This window comes from Kitasatospora sp. NPDC092286 (assembly GCF_044755565.1).
In the GTDB taxonomy this organism is placed as follows: domain Bacteria; phylum Actinomycetota; class Actinomycetes; order Streptomycetales; family Streptomycetaceae; genus Kitasatospora.
Map to the genome: position 1 here is coordinate 1 of NZ_JBIVRD010000038.1, position 15,258 is coordinate 15,258.

Consider the following 15,258-nt stretch of genomic DNA (forward strand, 5'->3'; position numbering starts at 1 on the left):
GGGTAATCACGAATCGCTCCCACGCGGCTTCTGCCTCCCGCAGCTCGGCCTGCAGAACCTCCACTCGCTGCCGGGCAGCACGCTCGCGCTCCTCCAGCAGCCCCATCACCGACGGCATCCGGTACCTCCACCGAAGAGACGACATGACACCCCGTCCCTGCCACCGAGGCACCGGCACTATGCCTGACCAGAGGAAACGCACCCGTCACTATCGGAAAGACAACGGCTTCTGAGGCCACATACCCGACAGCCCAGGCCCCGCACCGGCCTCTTCGTATCATCAGCCATATGACTGCTGATCTACCGGAACCGGTCCGCCCAGGTGATGTGCGGGCCTCTCATGCCGAGCGCGATGCGGTGGTTGAGCGTCTACAGGAGGCAGCAGCCGAGGGGCGCCTCGACCTCCACGAGCTGGATGCGAGGCTGGAACAGGCGCTGATCGCCAAGACTCACGCCGACCTGGCGTCGCTCACTGCCGACCTGCCGCCCGTGGTTCCTGTGGATCCGGGACGTCCGCTGGTGCTCAAGGGGGGCCTTAACGGTGTTTCCCGTATCGGGCGCTGGCAGGTGCCCGCACGCATAATCGCGTATGGCGGCCTGGGCGGCGCCAAGCTTGACTTCATCCGGACCGACTGCCGACTGTCGGCCGTCGAGGTGGAAGTCCATGGCCAGATGGCCGGCGTTACCGTCGTCATCCCTGATGGCTGGGCTGCGGAGACCGGTGGGGTGGATCCCGGCCTCGGTGGGCTGAAAGACCTGACCACCTCCGACCGGCTCTCGGGTACACCGCTTATTCGTCTCAGCGGCACCGGTGGCCCGGCGGGCGTGGTTGTCCGCCATCCGAATCGTTGGGAGCGCCGCAAGTTGAGGCGCAATCCGCCGCAGTGAGTCAACGGGCCGGACGACCCGAGCGCACCAACCACGGGCCGCACACGAACACGAACACGCAGCACCGAACGCGGCGGGCCAGGAAGGGCCCAGGCCGCCCGCGCACGCCCGTGCCCGGGGACGAGCCGCCGAGCCCGCCCCACCCACGCGGCCGGCACCAGCCGGACGCCGGGAAGAAGAACAGCCCACCGCAGGTACCGAACCCGAACCGACAACCGCAACCACAGACCAAAAACCAAAAACAAAGACAAAGGGAAGAAAGGAGAAGAGGGTTGTCGAGGTGGTGAGTTCCACCTCGACAGCCACTCACCACTGCCCCTGACCTGCACAGTTGCCCAGATTCCGAGCCCGGCGGCCGGAAGAGGCGGCCACCGGTTGCCGGACCGGTTAGAACACCCGTTGTCGGATCGTGACTGCAAGGGCCGCCGGTGGTGAGAAATCCGGTGAGAGGCGCGGGCTTCCATCCCGATGCCCGCTGCCACCAGGGCGGCGGGCGCCGACTTCGAGGAGCCCGTGATGGCGATGCCGCCCGAGATCGACCACGCCGTGGTCGCCGCGCTGTTCCAGTTCCGGATGGCCACCGCCGAGCAGCTGCGCGTCCTGCACACCCCCGAGGCCGGGCCGGAGCAGATGCGCCGGCGTCTTCGCCGGCTCAAGGACGAGGGCCTGGTCGAGGACGTCGTGCTGCCGCAGGCCGGGAGGCCGCGGGCCTGGTTCCCGACCGGGCACGCCGCCCGGATCGCCGCAACGTTCCCCGAGCTGGAGGGCGTCGCCTCGCCGCCGCCGCCCGGCGACAAGAGCGCGGCGCGGCTGCGGCTCGGTCACATCCTGGCCGTCGTCCGCACCCACGTCGCCTTCGTGGCCGGCGCCCGGGCGGCGGAAGACGAGTGCGCGCCGCTGGACTTCCTGCCGGAGGTCTACCACCGCTACGGCGCAGGCCCGGCCGGGGCAGTCATCCCCGACGGCCTGCTCCACTACGGCCGCACCGCCGCCGACGGGCGCACGCCGCACCGGGCGTTCGTCGAGGTCGACCGCGGCACCATGGCCAGCGAGAAACCGGCGTCGAAGCTGATCGGCTACGCCCGCTTCCACGACCACCACCCCATCCCGGCGCACCTGCGGCGCACCTCCCACGCCCAGGGCGTGCTCCCGGCCCGGCAGCAGCACTACGTCGTCTTCCTGCGGCTGCTGTTCGTCCTCACCGGCACCGGCCAGGCCGGCTTCGCCAACCGGGCGAACGACCTGGAGATCGCCACCCGCACCCCGTACGTCGCCAGGATGCTGCGCACCGTGGCGGCCGGCGTCGCCGAGCTGGAGGATCTGGAAGCCGATGGCGCGGGTGCCGACCTCTGGTGGTCGATCGCCGACCTGGACGACGGGCCCGCCCCCTGGTGGGAGCTGACCGGCACCGCCACTCATTCCTTGATGGCCCGCCCCGGACTGCTGGGGCGGGCATCAAGGTGACCTGACCGGGCCGGCCGCCGGGCCATCAAGGTGCGCGATGTCATCACAGGGTTGATCGCTTCGTTCTACCTGCGCAGAACGAACCGGAGGGCGCGGGGCGGGCATCAAGGTGACCGATTCCGCTCTCACCAATGCTTTGACCTGGCGCGTTATCTCGCCGTGACATGGCTGCCAAGGTATCGGACGGATACCTTGGCGGACCATCAAGGTGCGGAGCGCGGCTCCGTGGCGCCATCAAGGCCGGCGGCCGGACGCTCCCGGGAGGACCACGTCGGGGTCCAGGACGACCAGGTGCTCGTCGGCGTACGCGGTGCCCAGCCCGGCACCGGCGAGATGCGATTCGAGAACGAGGTTCTGCACGAAGCGGGCGCTGGGCGGGTCGCCGCCCGGGGTGCGGCAGACGCTGACGGCGAGGACACCGCTGGGCAGCGGGTGCTGGTCGGTGAGCTGCCAGCGGACCGCGACCGCGAGGCCGCGCGGGCCGAGCTCCAGCACCGCGCCGGGGCGGCCGTCCCCGGCCTGGACGACGTCGATGCCCGCGGCCGCGAGAGCCGCGACCGTCCGGTCCCACAACGCCCGGCGGTCGCCGGCCGCAGCGACGGGGTCCGTGGAGTCGGGTTCGGCAGGCTGGTCGTGCATCCGGCGACCCTCCCCGCCATCGGCGCTCAGCGCCGGGCCCACGTCGGGCAGGCGGGTTCGTGCCAGGTCGTGCGGACGACCAGGCCGCCTTGGGCGAGGTGTTCGCTGGACCAGGTCCGGCAGCACCCGCCGCCGCGCGGCCGGGCCGGGGCCGGCGGCCTCACGACGCGGACCGGGACGGCGGGAGCGGGCACGGTGGGCGAGGCCGGACGGCGGCGACGGCGGCGCCTGGTCATGGGGTGTCGTCATGCCGGAGGCTCTGCCCACCGCGCCGCGGTGCCGAACCCCGCAACCACCCGGACGGCCCATCCCCGATTCCGCTCCAACCAGCCGCTGACCTGCGCCGACATCCGAAACTCACCAGGCGACGGGGGCGAAACTCACCAGGGTCCGGCCGCCCGGGCGCGCGAATCTCACCGGCACCTCGGGGCGGAACTCACCGCCCCGAGGCGAAACTCACCGGTGCAGGTCAGCGGCTTGCACCCGAGGCGGGGCCGGGTCAGGACCGACGCCACCAGGCGCCGGCGGCCGCGGCCTCGGCGGCGGCCTGGTGGTGCTCGGCGGCCTCCCGGGCCCGCTGGTCGGCGTCGGCCCGGCGGCAGTCGGCACACAAGCCGTCGTCGCCCCAGGTATCGGCCCGCTCGTGCTCGGCCCACCGCTCGTCGGAGAACTTCGCCCGGCAGCGGGTGCAGGCCGGACGGCGCCGCTCGCGCTCCGCCTGCCGCCACTCCTTCCCCCGGGCCTGGGCATGGGCGGTCTGCTCGGCTTCGAGCAGCCGGTCTCCGTCGGGGTTGTCGAGGGCGTCGGTCAGGGAGTGCCGGCCTTGGCGGCCGTAGCGCCACCAGACGGGGCCGAGCGGGCCGGGCTCGGCCAGGAGGTCCAGGGTGGTGGCGAGGACGGGCACGGAATCGTCGTACTCGCGCCAGCCGTCCCCGGACGAGCCACCGCCCCACGAGTCGGTCGCCGCCCTCGGCCGACCGACGTTCCGTCACCAGGCCGCCACTGGTGACATCACGACAGGCCCAAGTCCGTCCCGCATGCCGACGGGCCCTGCGTCAGCCCGCAGCAGCCTGCAGATCGACGATCTTCCGATCGATCGAGAGGGGGGTGATTGTGATGACCGGCCAGCCCGTCGATTCCCACAGCTCCAGTTCCGCAACGGACTGGATCTGTTCGACTGTCACCAGGGGCACCCTGAGGGGCCTGTCACGGTGCACCCACGTGTGTTCGGCACCGTCGCAGACGGCCGGCTCGGCGCGACCAGGCCCCCACGCCGAACTGTGGAGGCGGACCACGCGAGGACCGAAGGGGGAGGGGGCGGGGACGGGGACGGGCGCGGAGCAGCGGTACGTACCCGAGAGGGTCACGAACCCGTTGCTGTCGACGGTCCCGGTGGAGTTGAGGAACACCGTCCCGGTGTAGGCGGTGGGCGTCGTCCCCGAGGTGGCTGCCTGGGCCGGCGAAGCGGCCCAGATTCCCGAGAGCAACGTGATGGACACAGCTGTGGACAGAGCGGCAGAAGCAGAGCGACGCACGAAATTCCCCTCGCTGAACGGTGATTGACTTGTCTAGACCTTTCATCGAGAACGTACCAACGCCTTTGCCGGCACATCTGTGGGTCCGTCAGAAACTGCCCCGCCTACCGGGCGAGGCTGCCCGATCGGACAGACTCCCCCGGAGCAAGGCCAGCCGCAGGCGCAGGCAGCGATGGCCCCCGCTCCCGCGAGCAGGCCCCCGCCTGGTTCGACGGCCTGGTGGAGGCCGGCGCCGGACGCGGTCCGGGCCGAGCAGTGCGCGGTGCGACGCGGGTTGCGTGTTGCGTGTTGCACCGCGCGTCGCGTCCGGAGGTTGTCACGGGGGGCTGTCGCGCCCGGATCGGCTACAGGAGAAGGGGCCCGTCCGTGCAGGTCGCAGCACCCGACAGCGCCCCACGCGACAGGCCCCGGGCTCCGGGGTTCAGGCGGTGCGGCCCTTGGGCGGGTAGAGCTTGGCGTGCCGCACCCGGGCCTCCCACCACCGGTCGGCGGGGGCCGAGATACGGGCGGCCATCAGCTCCCGCCGGGTCGGGGCGGGCAGCACCAGCGGCCCCAGCCCCTTCGTCTCCCGGTCGCTGACGCACTGCGGGCACTCCAGCCGGTCAGGGCCGGCCTTCTCGGTCAGCTCCAGCCACGGCCCCTCCTTCCCGCCGATCGAACCCCGGCACGTCCAGCACGGGCGCAGCTGCGCGTTGGCCGCGCGGGCCGCCTCCAGCTGCTCTTCGGCCTCCCGTTCCAGCCGTTCCGTGTGTCGTGGCAGGACCAGCAGCGGCCACCCGGGCGGCGGGTCCACTTCTGTGGTCCCTTGGGGCCGTACTCCTCGGTGCTCTCCTGGGTCGGCACGTTCCCGCAGTCGGCGCAGGCCAGGGTCTCCATCAGCTCGCGGTGGACCTGGCGGGCCTTCTTCTCCGGGGCCTTCTGGCGTTGGTTGCAGGCGGCGCGGTTGTCGGGGTTGTCCGGGGCGTCTGTCAGGGAGTGCCGACCCCGCCCGCCGCGTCGGGCTCGGTGCCGCCGCGGGGCGCGTTGCGGAAGGTCCCGTACGGCCTGCCCTTCGTGCTCGTGGTCCCGGTCCCTGTCGACCGTATGAAGCGGCGGGGCCGGGCAGGCGCGGTGGTGGGGTGAGGTGTCCCATCGTGCGGCCGGTCAGCTTGCCGTCGGCGCGGGCCTGGGCTTTTCCGAGTCCGGGCAGGTCGGTACACCGCTGGTGTACCAGCGGTGTACGATCGCGGTATGGCTGATGCGACGATCAAGGTTTCCCCTGATACGCGTGACCGGCTGGCCGCTCTCGCGGCGGCCCGCGGCACCACGATTGGCGCCCAGGTGGCCCTGCTGGTGGAGGCGCAGCCCACCGCGGAGCAGATCGCGGAGCGCGTTGCCGAGGGCCGTCGGCTGCTGCGGGAGCACTTCGGGATGACGCTCACCGACACGGAGCTGGACGAGGGCCCGAACCTGCTGCAGCGGGTCTACGACATCGCCGCGGCGGATGCGCGTGCCAAGGTCGCCCCGAGGCGCAGCGCGTGATCATTCTGGATTCCAGCGCCCTGTCCGCGCTGGCCGCCGGTCATCCGCGCCTGCATCGGATCGTGGACTCCGCTCTGCAGAGTCCGTTCCAGCATCTGCTGGTTCCGGTGCTGTGCGTGGTCGAGGCCGAGGTGAAGGGCGAGGGTGCCGCGCACGCGGTCATGGCGCTGCCCGCGCTCGAGTTCGAGCCGCTGGATGCGAGTACCGCAGTGGTGGTGGCGACCATGGTCCGCGACGGGTACGGGGGCCCGGATCTGGCCCATGCCATCGCCACGAGCCTGCCCACCCCGGTGCGTCCGCTGCAGCACCTGATCCTGACGGCCCGTCCGGAGCTGTATCCGCCCGGGATCGCCACCGTGGACATCGACGACCCCCGGCTGGAGCCGTAGGTGGCGACGACTGGGCGCTCAAGGACCACCGGGTGCAGTACCTGTCCGACCGCGCCACCGGCATCCGGGCCCTGTGGGAATGGGCCGAGGCGGAGCCAGCGAGCGCCGATCCGCTGACCGTCCTGTCCAGGGCGGAAGTCGCCCGCGCCTTGGTTACCAGCGCTGCCCACAACACGGCGCCCGCCGTACGAGGGCTCCCGATTCCGCGTCACCAGCGCCTTCGTATCGTGTCCGCCACTACGGATGAAGGAGTGCCGCCGCTGTCCACTGACCCGCCGGACGACCCGCCGGCCCCTGCCGCGGACCCGGTGTACGAGGGTGAGCAGCTCGGCCGCTGGGCGCAGGCGCAGCGGGCCGGCTGGCCCGGCCCGGAGGAGGACCAGGAGCTGGTGGCCGCCAAGGCCGCCGCGGAGGCGAAGCCGGCGGTCTCCCGCGTCGACCGGTTCGCCCAGGGCCTGGCGGCGCTGGCGCAGTTCGTCGAGCGGGAAGGGCACGCAGCCGTCAAGCGCCCGCACAAGGAGCCGCTGGAGACCGTGGAGGCCGGCCCCGGCGGTGAGGAGCAGGCGGTGGTGTCGCACTTCGTCCTGGGCACCTGGCTCAACAACCAGGAGGCTCGCCGGGTGAAGCTGACCCCGGGCCAGCTCGCGCAGCTCGCCGAACACGGTGTGGAGTGGGCTGGGTGGCTGGGCCGAGCGGCAGGTGCGGTTCGGCGGGCGGTGGGCCGTCGGGGGCCGGCCGCGCCAGGCCGTGCTGGTCGCCGCGTACTTCGTCACCCGGCCGGTGGTCAGCTTGCGCAGCGTCAGGAAGGACCGGGTCGAGCAGCGGTGATGCCGGTCAGCAGCACGTGGGGGGCCGCACCCTGCGGGGTGCGACCTCCCCCGCTCCCCTATAGATCGTCCCGGGGCTTCTGATGCTCGTCCCAGTTTCCGAAGAAGAGCAGGCCGAACGCCATACATCGCCACTGTCAAGCAAAGAACCCCAGTTCAGAGCCCTGGAAGCGGTCTGTTCCAGTTTTTGCAGAACACCAGGTCAGAGACCTATCAGGATGTTGAGATCTTCAAACTTCCTGGGACGACACAGTCTGCGAACACCCCGGCGTACATGCCGATCTCGTGCGGTTGCGTGATCGTCAGGTGAACTGAGATCAACTCCGCATTCACTACGTCGTCATCGAACAGGAAGAACCCTTCGGCAGGCCGAAGGGGGCTGCGGTCCGTGTTCTCCGGGATGATCCCGGGGCTGACCGACGGCAGGGAAGCCACCGAGAGCAGATGACCGCCGGTGGGGGCGGGACCCGGCAGGGCCCGCCCCCGGTGTCGCGTCAGGCCACCTCGGCCCGGGACGCGAGGTGGAAGGTGCAGGGTCCGCCCGCGTGGGCGACGAGTCCTCCCCCGGCGATGTCGAGGGACACGGTGGCGAGCGTCTCCCAGCGCTTGCCGAGCGCCGAGTCCGGCTGGGCGTGGCAGCACAGCTCCGCACCCTCGTCCGCGTGACAGGTGAGGGCCTTGACGAGGTCCTCCCTGTCCGGTCCGGTGAGGGTCGCCGTGTGCTCCCGCAGGACGTCCATCCGCCGGTACGTGCTCGGGTCCTCGACTCCCATGGCCTCGCCACCGGCCAGTGCCCGGTCGACGAAGTGGTTGGTCCGCAGCAGGAAGCCGTCTTCGCGTGGGCGTAGCAGTACCGAGCCGGCCGGACTGAGTTCGATCGCCGCGGCGGTGCTCCGCCTTTGCGCGTGGTCGACGAGCGTCAGTGAGCTGGAGGCCGCCACCGGTGTGGCGGCGGCCAGTTCGACGGCCTCGGACACGCTGGTGCAGGTGTCGAGTATGCGTCGCGCCAGGACGTGTACCGGTATCCACGAGCCGGTCGGCACGAGCGACTTGTCGGAGGTGTGGCCGAGGATGTTGAAGTGCAGGCCCAGGCCCGCCGTGTTGACACCGATCTTGCCGACGATGCCGAACTCCGTCACCGCGTGCACGACCCGGCCGTCCGGGTGCTCGATGGTCCAGACGAACCAGCCGTCGCGCATGCCGTCGTGCCAGTCCCAGGTCTGCGCGGTGACCGGCGGGCGTCCGTCGGCCGGCGCGTACACGACCGTGGAGCACTCCGGGTGCTGCGTCCGGCCGAAACGGCCGAGGATCTCCGTTCGGGCGTTGAGCGCGGCGATCCGCCACAGGGGCAGGCCCGCGCCGAGTGCCATGCCGTCGATCTCCCTGCCCGCCACCGCACGCACAAGCAGCACAAGCAGCACAAGCAGCAGCCGGAACTCCGGCGGTGAAAGCGGCGGGAGTGGCGGCAGCAGAGGCAGTGCCGAGGGAAGGGGAGGGAGCGGCGTGGGGGCGGGAAGCGCAAGCAGCGGGGGTGGCGGCGCGATGGTCATCCGGCCAGTCGGGACGTGCCGAAGCGATGAGGTTCAGGGAGATCTCGTCGGTGAAGGCGCCATCCATCTCCAGGAAGGGCCCGGCGAAGTGCAGGATGCCGGTGAGCGAGATCACCGCGTCGGGACGACCCGGTCCGTAGCGGAGGAAGACGTCCACTCCTCCGCCCTCCCTCGAGCTGTCGACCAGGACACGCTCGATGAAGTGGTCGTCGAGGTGTTGGTGACGGTCAGCCGGGGAGGGTACTTTCACCAGGTCCTCCACTCGGCAGTACCCCCACACCCTCAGCTCGTCCAGCGCCGCCGCCAACGCCTTGCGGCCCTGCGGACTGGAGTCCGCCATCTGCCGGCACGTCTCCCGCCAGCCGCCCGGCCGCGACAGCAGGTCCACCGACAACCCCCGCGCGGTGCAAGACAGAGCCCCTCCCGCGCAACGACGGAAGGGTGTGTGGCCGCCGTGGCGGCCGCACACCCTTCGCTGTCACTCGTCATCCGCCGCCGGCGTCACCCGCCGTCGACGCCGCCGACCCGTCCGTCAGATCGACCAGACCTGGTCCGCGAACTGCGGGATGCAGTCGTACTGGGTCAGCTTCGACCCGGGCGCGTTGTCGCCCGACCAGGCGATCGCGCACCGGTCGGAGAAGGTGTTGCGGATCTGGTAACCGCCGTCGACCTTCTCCAGCTTCCAGACCTGGTCCGGGTACTGCGGGTCGCAGTCGGCCTGCACGATCGGGCCGCCGTTGTCCGGGGTCTGGTGGGGGGCCAGCAGGCACTTGCCGGAGTAGGTGTTGCGGATCTGGTAGGTGCCGGCCGGGGTCTTCTGGAAGTCCCAGACCTGGTCGATGAACTGCTTGTCGCAGCCGATCTGGATCACCGGCGCGCCCCACTCGGGGGTCTGCCACGGCACGTACGCGCACAGGCCGCTCAGGTTGTTGACCAGCGAGGCGGTGTGCAGCCGGGTGTCCAGCAGCCAGCCGGCGAGGTCGTCGACCCGGGTCTCCACCGCGCCGGTCCTGGTCTCGGTGGTGCCGAAGCAGCCGCCCTGCCAGGAGGTGCTGTTGACGGCGACGATCTCCGCCCGGCCGTTGACCATCCGCACCGCCGGGCCGCCGGCGTCACCCTTGCAGATGCTGTCGCGGCCCGCGGTCTTCCCGGTGACGGCGAGGGTGGTGGCGGTCGAGGACTGCACGGTGAACTGGCCGTTGTGCAGGGCGAGCGGCGACCACTCGTCCTTGGTGCGGCCGTAGCCGTTGACCGTCAGGGTCTCCCCGGCGACCGGCGCGGCGCCGAGCGGGACGGTGGGGATGCCCTGGGCGGGCTTGGCGAGGCGGGCCAGCACCAGGTCGCGGTCGGCCCGGGGGACCAGCTCGGTGACCTCGGTGACGTGGCCGGTGCTGGTGGTCGTCAGGTCGGTGCGGCCGACGGTGGCGACGGTCCTCAGCTTGGGCGCACCGGCGGCGAGCGCCAGCGGCTGGGCCGGGTTGTCGGCGAAACAGCTGCTCGCCGTCAGCACCCAGTACGGGTCGACGAGCGAACCGGTGCAGCTGCGCTGGCCGTTGCCGATGTCGAGCTTGGTGGTGTACGTGTGGAAGTTGGTGGGCACGGTGTCGCCGACGACGGCGTTGGCCGTTCCGCCGGTGAGCATTCCGCCGACGACGGCGGCCGAGGCGAGCAGGCCGGTCATCCACGCGGTGCGTGAACGGGTGCGAAGCACGAGGTGTCTCCCGGTGTCAGGGCAGGGCCGGAACTGATGTCGGGGCAGGACGGCGCGGGCCCGCCGCGGTCGCGCGGCGGGGCCCGGGGGCGTCACTTGACGGCGGTGAGGTCCAGCAGCGTGTACGGGCGGCGCTGCGGGTCGGTGGCCTCGCCGACCGGGTTCGGCTTGTTCCGCTGCAGCGCGAAGGTCTTCTCCTCGGTCTGGTCACCGGTGCCGGTGACCATGTGGGCCGTCACCGCGTAGTCGGGGGTTGTGATGCCGTAGACGTTCGGCAGCTCCAGCTTGATGGAGGCGCTGTTCCCGGTGATCTGGAAGCAGAACTTGCCGTGGCCGATCGTGTCCCGGTCGGTCATGCCGCGGGTGTCGATCAGCAGAACCCCCGGCTTGGTGGTGCCGGGGCTGGGGCAGTCGACGAGGACCATGTGGCCGTCCCCGGTGATGAGCCTGATGCCGCGGTCCGTGAAGATCTTGTCGGCGTCCGGGTAGACGAAGTCCTCGACGGCCGGCGGCGGGGTGTCGTCGGCGGTGACGACCGCGGAGCCGGCCGGAACGCCGGTCGCCGCGTTGGCGACCGCGACACCGGTGAGCGCGACGGAGCCGGCGACCGCACCGGCGACGAGCAGCTTGGGAATGGAGCGCATGGGAATCCCCCCTGGAAAGTTTCGGTTTCGGTGGTTCACGGCATCTGCGTGAATGGCTCGGCGGCCGTTACCGGAAGCATTGCTATCACGAACGGATGATGTTCCGGAAGATCGTTCAGCCGGCCGGGAGGAGAATTGTCGAACCGCAGATACGTATACGAACTCTATGGGCGGGGTGATATTCCGAACGGCCCCTTGCCGGGCGGTTACGGCTTGAACAGGTACATGAGGCCGCCCATCGCGACCGCCGCGACGGTGAAACGGATCATGGCTTCCTGGGCGAGGCCGTAGTGCTCCGGCGGCAGGCTGCCGTCCTCGGGGCGTTCCAGGACCATCCGCGCCATCTTCCTGCGGAACCCGAGCAGGCTCCCGGGAACCAGCAGGCAGGCGATCGAGTACATCGAGAGCAACAGTTGGGTCGAGTAGTCGGGCTTGGCGACCGAGGCGACGAAGGCGAACGTCGCGATGACCACCGGCATGAACGAAACGCGGATCCGGGTCGCGCGCGTCGGCATCGAAGGCACCAGCAGCGCGAGGTTGACGGCCGCGCACAGGACCGCGATCAGCCACCAGGAGGTCGTGCTGAGGTCGAGTTCGTACATGTCCACCCCTTGTCGACCGTGGGGCCGCGTCGGACGCGGCCCCACGGTCCCGTTCGGATTGACTCACCGCTCTCCGACAGCCTAGACCGCCGGACGGTTCAGGAGATCACCAGGTGAAGAGGCCGATGATGCCGGAGGCCGCGTTGGCCCCACCCTCGATGATCTTCTTGCCGACTGCCTTGGCGCCCTTGATGCTGGTCTTCACGGCCGGTGCGGCGACCTTGCCGAAGGCCTTGCCGAAGGGGCCTCCGACCCAGCCGACGGCGGCGCTGGTCGCCGCGTCGAGGAACGCCTTGCTGTTCCAGCCGTCGGAGAGGAGGAACCCGCCGGCGCTGAGCAGACCGGCGCCGAGGGAGAAGGCCCCGAAGACGGTGAACCCGATCTCCCCGAGGGGCGGCGGAAGGACGAGCGAAGCGACCGCGGCCATCGCCCAGACGGTGCTGTAGTGCCCCATCTCCGTGGCGAAGTTGCGGACGCCCTCCTTGCCGTCGCCGCCGCCCGTTCCACCGTTCCCACCGTTTCCGCCGGAGCCCCCGGGCGGGGTGGCGGACGCCGTGTCGTTGACCTTGTCGTTGGCCGGGTTGTTGGACGGGTTGACGTTCGCGGCCTCGGCGGCCCGGGCCGCCTGAGCCGCCGCGGCGGCGGCCGCCGCCTGCTCCTGGGCCCGCTTGTCCGCCGCGATGGTGCGTGCCTCCCGGGCGGCCGCGGAGGCCTCGGAGGCGCTCTTGCCGGCAGCCGTCGCCGAGGCCGCCGCGCTGGCGGCCGAGGCACGGGCGCCGGCCGCCGAGGCGGTGGCCTTGTCGGCGGAGGCGACCGCCTGGTTGAGCGAGTAGTTGGCCGCGCGGTTCGCCTTCTGCGCGGTCGCGGCGGCGGACTTGGCCTGCTGGGCGGAGGCGGCCGCGGCGTTCGCCGAGGCGTCCGCCGCCGTGGCCTTGGCCTTCGCGTCGTCCGCGTAGCCCTTGGCCTGCTGGGCCGATGCCTGGGCCTTGTCCGCCCACTCGTTGGCCTCCGCGGAGGCACTGCGGGCGTTGGCCGCGACCTGGTACGCCAGCTGGGCGTTCTCGGTGGCGGTGACCGCGTCCTTCGCCGCGTTGGCGATCAGCGCGAGGACCGAGGACACGTGGGTGTCGGTGTCCGAGTCGAGCACGGCCGCCTTGTACTGGACGGTGGTCACGAAGTCGTGCTGCATCCAGGCCGGCCCGGCGAGCGCGATCTCGGCCGCCGCCTTGAGGTTGGGACCGGCCTGGCTGCCCAGGAGGGTGAAGATCGCCACCCGGTCGTCCTCGGTCACGGCGCGCTGGTAGCCGGTGTGGACGAAGTCGGACATCGCCTTGGCGCTGCCGTTGCTCAGTGCGGCGGCGCCGTCCCGCTGGACCGCGGTCCCGGCTCCGTTGAGCATGGTGAAGATGGTGTACCGGAGGTCGTCGGCCTGGACGTCCAGCGCGCCACCGGAGAGGAACTTCGGGACGGCGGTCGGGTCCGTGCTCTCCAGCGTCCGCTGGGCGGCCCCCGCGAGCGTGGAGGTGCCGATGGTGGACATGTAGGCGACCTTGTCGCGGTCGTCCAGCCGGAGGCTGTCCTGGTACTCCTTCTTCGCCCAGGCGACCACGCCGTCGTCGTTGTCGGCGAGCGCCGCGCGGGCGGCGTCGCGGGTCCAGTAACCCGCGGTGTCCAGCAGGTTGACGGCGGCCTTGCGGCCGAAGCCCGCCGCGGTCTTCGTGTCGGTGCCGGAGGCGGCGGCCTTCTGCACCAGGTCCTTGGTGGCCGCGTCGAGCGCGGCGGCCGAGGTCTGGTCGCTGGTCAGCTTGGCCTGGTCCGCTGCCTCCGCCTTGGCGAGGGCGGCGGCCTCCTTGAGCCCCTGCTGCTTGTCGGCCTCCAGCTTGGCGTCCTCGGCCTCACGGGCCAGCTGCTCGGTGCTCTGGGCCTCGGTGACCGCGCTGTTCGCGGCGGTCGCGGCCTCGATCGCGGCGTTGGCGTGGGCGGTCGCCACGTTGGCCCAGTCCTGCGACTGGCCGGCCGCCGCGGCGGCCTGCTCGGCGGCTGCCGCCGCCTTGTCGGCGTGGTCGGCGGCGCTGTTGGCCTTCTTGTTCGCCTCGGCGGCGTGCGCGGCGGCCGCGGTGGCGAGGCTCTCGGCGCGGCCCGAGGCCGCGGTGGCCAGGTTCGCCGCGGAACGCGCCTTGCCGGCCGCCTCCCGGGCCCGGGCCGCCTGAGCGGTGGCGGCGCCGGCCGAGTTGCCGGCCTGGGCGCTCGCCTCGGCGGCGCTGGCGGCGTCGTTCGCGGCCCGGGCGGCGGCGGCACCGGAGCGCCCCGCGTCGGCGCTCGCGGTGGCCGCCGCGGAGGCGGCGCTGGCGGCGTCCCGGGCGCCCTTGGCGGCGTCGCGGGCGCCCCGGGCGGCGTCGCGGGCGGAGTCGGCCTCGTTCCGGTTGCCCGCGGCCGAGGCGGCGGCGCGGTAGGCCCTGGAGGCGGCCTGCTCGGCCGCGGCCGCGGCCGAGGCGGCCGACTGAGCGGCCGAGGCGGCCGTGCGCGCGGCGGCGACGGCGGCGTTCGAGGCGGAGATCGCCGTCTCCGCGGCGGCGGCCGCGCCTTCGGCGGCCTGCGCGGCCTTGTTGGCCGCCTCGCCCGCCTTGTTGACGTCGTCCTTGGCCTTGGAGGCCTCGTCCGCGGCGCTCAGCGCCGCCTTCTTGGCCGTGGCCGCGGCGTCCTCGGCACGGGCGCCGGCCTGCTTGGCGTTCTCGGTCTCGGTCTTGGCACGCTGGCCGGCCTCCTTGGCCGCCTGGGCGAGCTGGGTGATCGAGAGCGTCTCCTGGTCCCGGGTCCGGGCCAGGTACTGGCCGTTCTCCAGGAACGCGCGGACATCCTGGGCCGTCCCGGCGAGCGCCCGCTGGGCCTGCTTGGTGAACTCGGGCCCGGGGTTCTGGCCGAGCGCGGCGAAGACGGCGAACCGGTCGTCCTCCTCCTGCGCCTTGGCCTGGCCCGTGGTCAGGAAGTCTTCCAGCGCCTTCTGGGTGCCGTCGTTCAGCGCCTTGGCGGCGGCCGACTGGACACCCGCCTCGCTGTTGTTCAGCACGTAGAAGACGGCCGCCCGGCGGTCGTCGTTCATCGGGTTCTGCCAGCCCGACGTGACGAACGCGTGGACGTCGGCGTCGGTGCCGTTCAGCGCCTTGATGGCGGCGTCGCGGACGCCGACACCGGTGTCGCTGAGCATCTTCAGGACGGCGAAGCGCTCGTCCTCGGCGGAGACCCGGGCGAGGGTCTCACCGAGGAACTTGGTGAGGTCCGCGTCGGTGCCGAGCAGCGCCTTCGCGGCGGCGTCCTTGGTCGAAAGGCCGCCCAGCTCCCAGGCCTCGACGACCTTGCCGCGGGTGTCCGCGGGCAGCGGTGCCGGCCCGGCCTCGGACGGCAGGGCGTGGGCGACGGTCGTGCCGGCCACGGTGGCGGCCAGAGTGAGTGCGATCAGAGCAGAGAGCTTCTTGCGGATCCGCCGCCCC

At 71.9% G+C, this 15,258-nt stretch carries 15 protein-coding genes and 1 pseudogene; 5 read left to right on the forward strand and 11 right to left on the reverse strand.

Translation table 11 applies throughout. The features are described from left to right. Nucleotides 1–288: 288 nt before the first annotated feature. Together ACIQIB_RS30460 and ACIQIB_RS30465 are read left to right on the forward strand one after the other, a co-directional pair. On the forward strand, nt 289–888 hold the full coding sequence (locus ACIQIB_RS30460; RefSeq protein WP_400761944.1) for a DUF1707 domain-containing protein: 600 nt from the start codon (nt 289–291) through the stop codon (nt 886–888). A 468-nt stretch (nt 889–1,356) separates the two neighbouring features. Beyond that, nucleotides 1,357–2,352, forward strand: a complete 996-nt coding sequence (locus tag ACIQIB_RS30465; protein WP_400761946.1) for a replication-relaxation family protein — start codon at nt 1,357–1,359, stop codon at nt 2,350–2,352. A gap of 234 nt (nt 2,353–2,586) precedes the next feature. Here the strand turns inward: ACIQIB_RS30465 and ACIQIB_RS30470 are convergent, their stop codons facing one another. From ACIQIB_RS30470 to ACIQIB_RS30490, 5 genes and pseudogenes are all read right to left on the reverse strand, one after another. Beyond that, nucleotides 2,587–2,991 carry a hypothetical protein gene (locus ACIQIB_RS30470; RefSeq protein ID WP_400761948.1) on the reverse strand — a complete coding sequence of 135 codons (405 nt, stop codon included), beginning with the start codon at nt 2,989–2,991 and terminating at the stop codon, nt 2,587–2,589. 499 nt (nt 2,992–3,490) lie between these two features. After that, nucleotides 3,491–3,895: a hypothetical protein gene (locus ACIQIB_RS30475; protein WP_400761950.1), complete on the reverse strand. Its 405-nt coding sequence runs from the start codon at nt 3,893–3,895 to the stop codon at nt 3,491–3,493. Nucleotides 3,896–4,046: 151 nt separating this feature from the next. Continuing rightward, the gene (locus tag ACIQIB_RS30480) at nt 4,047–4,175 is read right to left on the reverse strand and encodes a hypothetical protein (protein ID WP_363609809.1); all 129 of its coding nucleotides are present in this window, start codon (nt 4,173–4,175) and stop codon (nt 4,047–4,049) included. 3 nt (nt 4,176–4,178) lie between these two features. After that, nucleotides 4,179–4,526 (reverse strand): annotated as a pseudogene (locus ACIQIB_RS30485) (DUF6299 family protein); the annotation flags it as partial. A gap of 421 nt (nt 4,527–4,947) precedes the next feature. Next, nucleotides 4,948–5,319, reverse strand: a complete 372-nt coding sequence (locus ACIQIB_RS30490) for a hypothetical protein (protein ID WP_400761952.1) — start codon at nt 5,317–5,319, stop codon at nt 4,948–4,950. A gap of 437 nt (nt 5,320–5,756) precedes the next feature. Here ACIQIB_RS30490 and ACIQIB_RS30495 point away from each other — a divergent pair, with 437 nt between their 5' ends. The 3 genes from ACIQIB_RS30495 (at nt 5,757) to ACIQIB_RS30505 (ending at nt 7,347) form a co-directional block, all read left to right on the forward strand. Further along, on the forward strand, nt 5,757–6,047 hold the full coding sequence (locus tag ACIQIB_RS30495) for a hypothetical protein (RefSeq protein WP_363609787.1): 291 nt from the start codon (nt 5,757–5,759) through the stop codon (nt 6,045–6,047). After that, nucleotides 6,044–6,436, forward strand: a complete 393-nt coding sequence (locus ACIQIB_RS30500; protein WP_400652405.1) for a hypothetical protein — start codon at nt 6,044–6,046, stop codon at nt 6,434–6,436. The genes ACIQIB_RS30495 and ACIQIB_RS30500 overlap by 4 nt, the downstream gene beginning before the upstream one ends. A 227-nt stretch (nt 6,437–6,663) precedes the next feature. Further along, complete coding sequence (locus ACIQIB_RS30505) at nt 6,664–7,347, forward strand: helicase associated domain-containing protein (RefSeq protein WP_400761954.1); 684 nt, start codon at nt 6,664–6,666, stop codon at nt 7,345–7,347. Between the two features lie 129 nt (nt 7,348–7,476). Here ACIQIB_RS30505 and ACIQIB_RS30510 read toward each other — a convergent pair whose 3' ends face one another. The 6 genes from ACIQIB_RS30510 to ACIQIB_RS30535 all read right to left on the reverse strand — a co-directional run bounded on the left by ACIQIB_RS30510 (nt 7,477) and on the right by ACIQIB_RS30535 (nt 15,200). Continuing rightward, the gene (locus tag ACIQIB_RS30510) at nt 7,477–7,698 is read right to left on the reverse strand and encodes a hypothetical protein (RefSeq protein WP_400761956.1); all 222 of its coding nucleotides are present in this window, start codon (nt 7,696–7,698) and stop codon (nt 7,477–7,479) included. Nucleotides 7,699–7,757: 59 nt separating this feature from the next. After that, the gene (locus ACIQIB_RS30515) at nt 7,758–8,813 is read right to left on the reverse strand and encodes a C45 family autoproteolytic acyltransferase/hydolase (RefSeq protein ID WP_400761957.1); all 1,056 of its coding nucleotides are present in this window, start codon (nt 8,811–8,813) and stop codon (nt 7,758–7,760) included. A 532-nt stretch (nt 8,814–9,345) separates the two neighbouring features. Beyond that, a complete protein-coding gene (locus ACIQIB_RS30520) occupies nt 9,346–10,524 on the reverse strand; it encodes a trypsin-like serine protease (protein WP_400761959.1) in 1,179 nt (392 codons plus the stop codon). Between the two features lie 92 nt (nt 10,525–10,616). Further along, nucleotides 10,617–11,168: a hypothetical protein gene (locus ACIQIB_RS30525; RefSeq protein WP_363609765.1), complete on the reverse strand. Its 552-nt coding sequence runs from the start codon at nt 11,166–11,168 to the stop codon at nt 10,617–10,619. Nucleotides 11,169–11,374: 206 nt separating this feature from the next. Beyond that, nucleotides 11,375–11,770, reverse strand: coding sequence for a hypothetical protein (locus ACIQIB_RS30530; RefSeq protein ID WP_363609764.1), 396 nt, complete (start codon nt 11,768–11,770; stop codon nt 11,375–11,377). A 106-nt stretch (nt 11,771–11,876) separates the two neighbouring features. Continuing rightward, nucleotides 11,877–15,200 (reverse strand): ALF repeat-containing protein, encoded by a 3,324-nt coding sequence (locus ACIQIB_RS30535; RefSeq protein WP_400761961.1) that lies wholly within the window; start codon nt 15,198–15,200, stop codon nt 11,877–11,879. Nucleotides 15,201–15,258 lie beyond the last annotated feature (58 nt).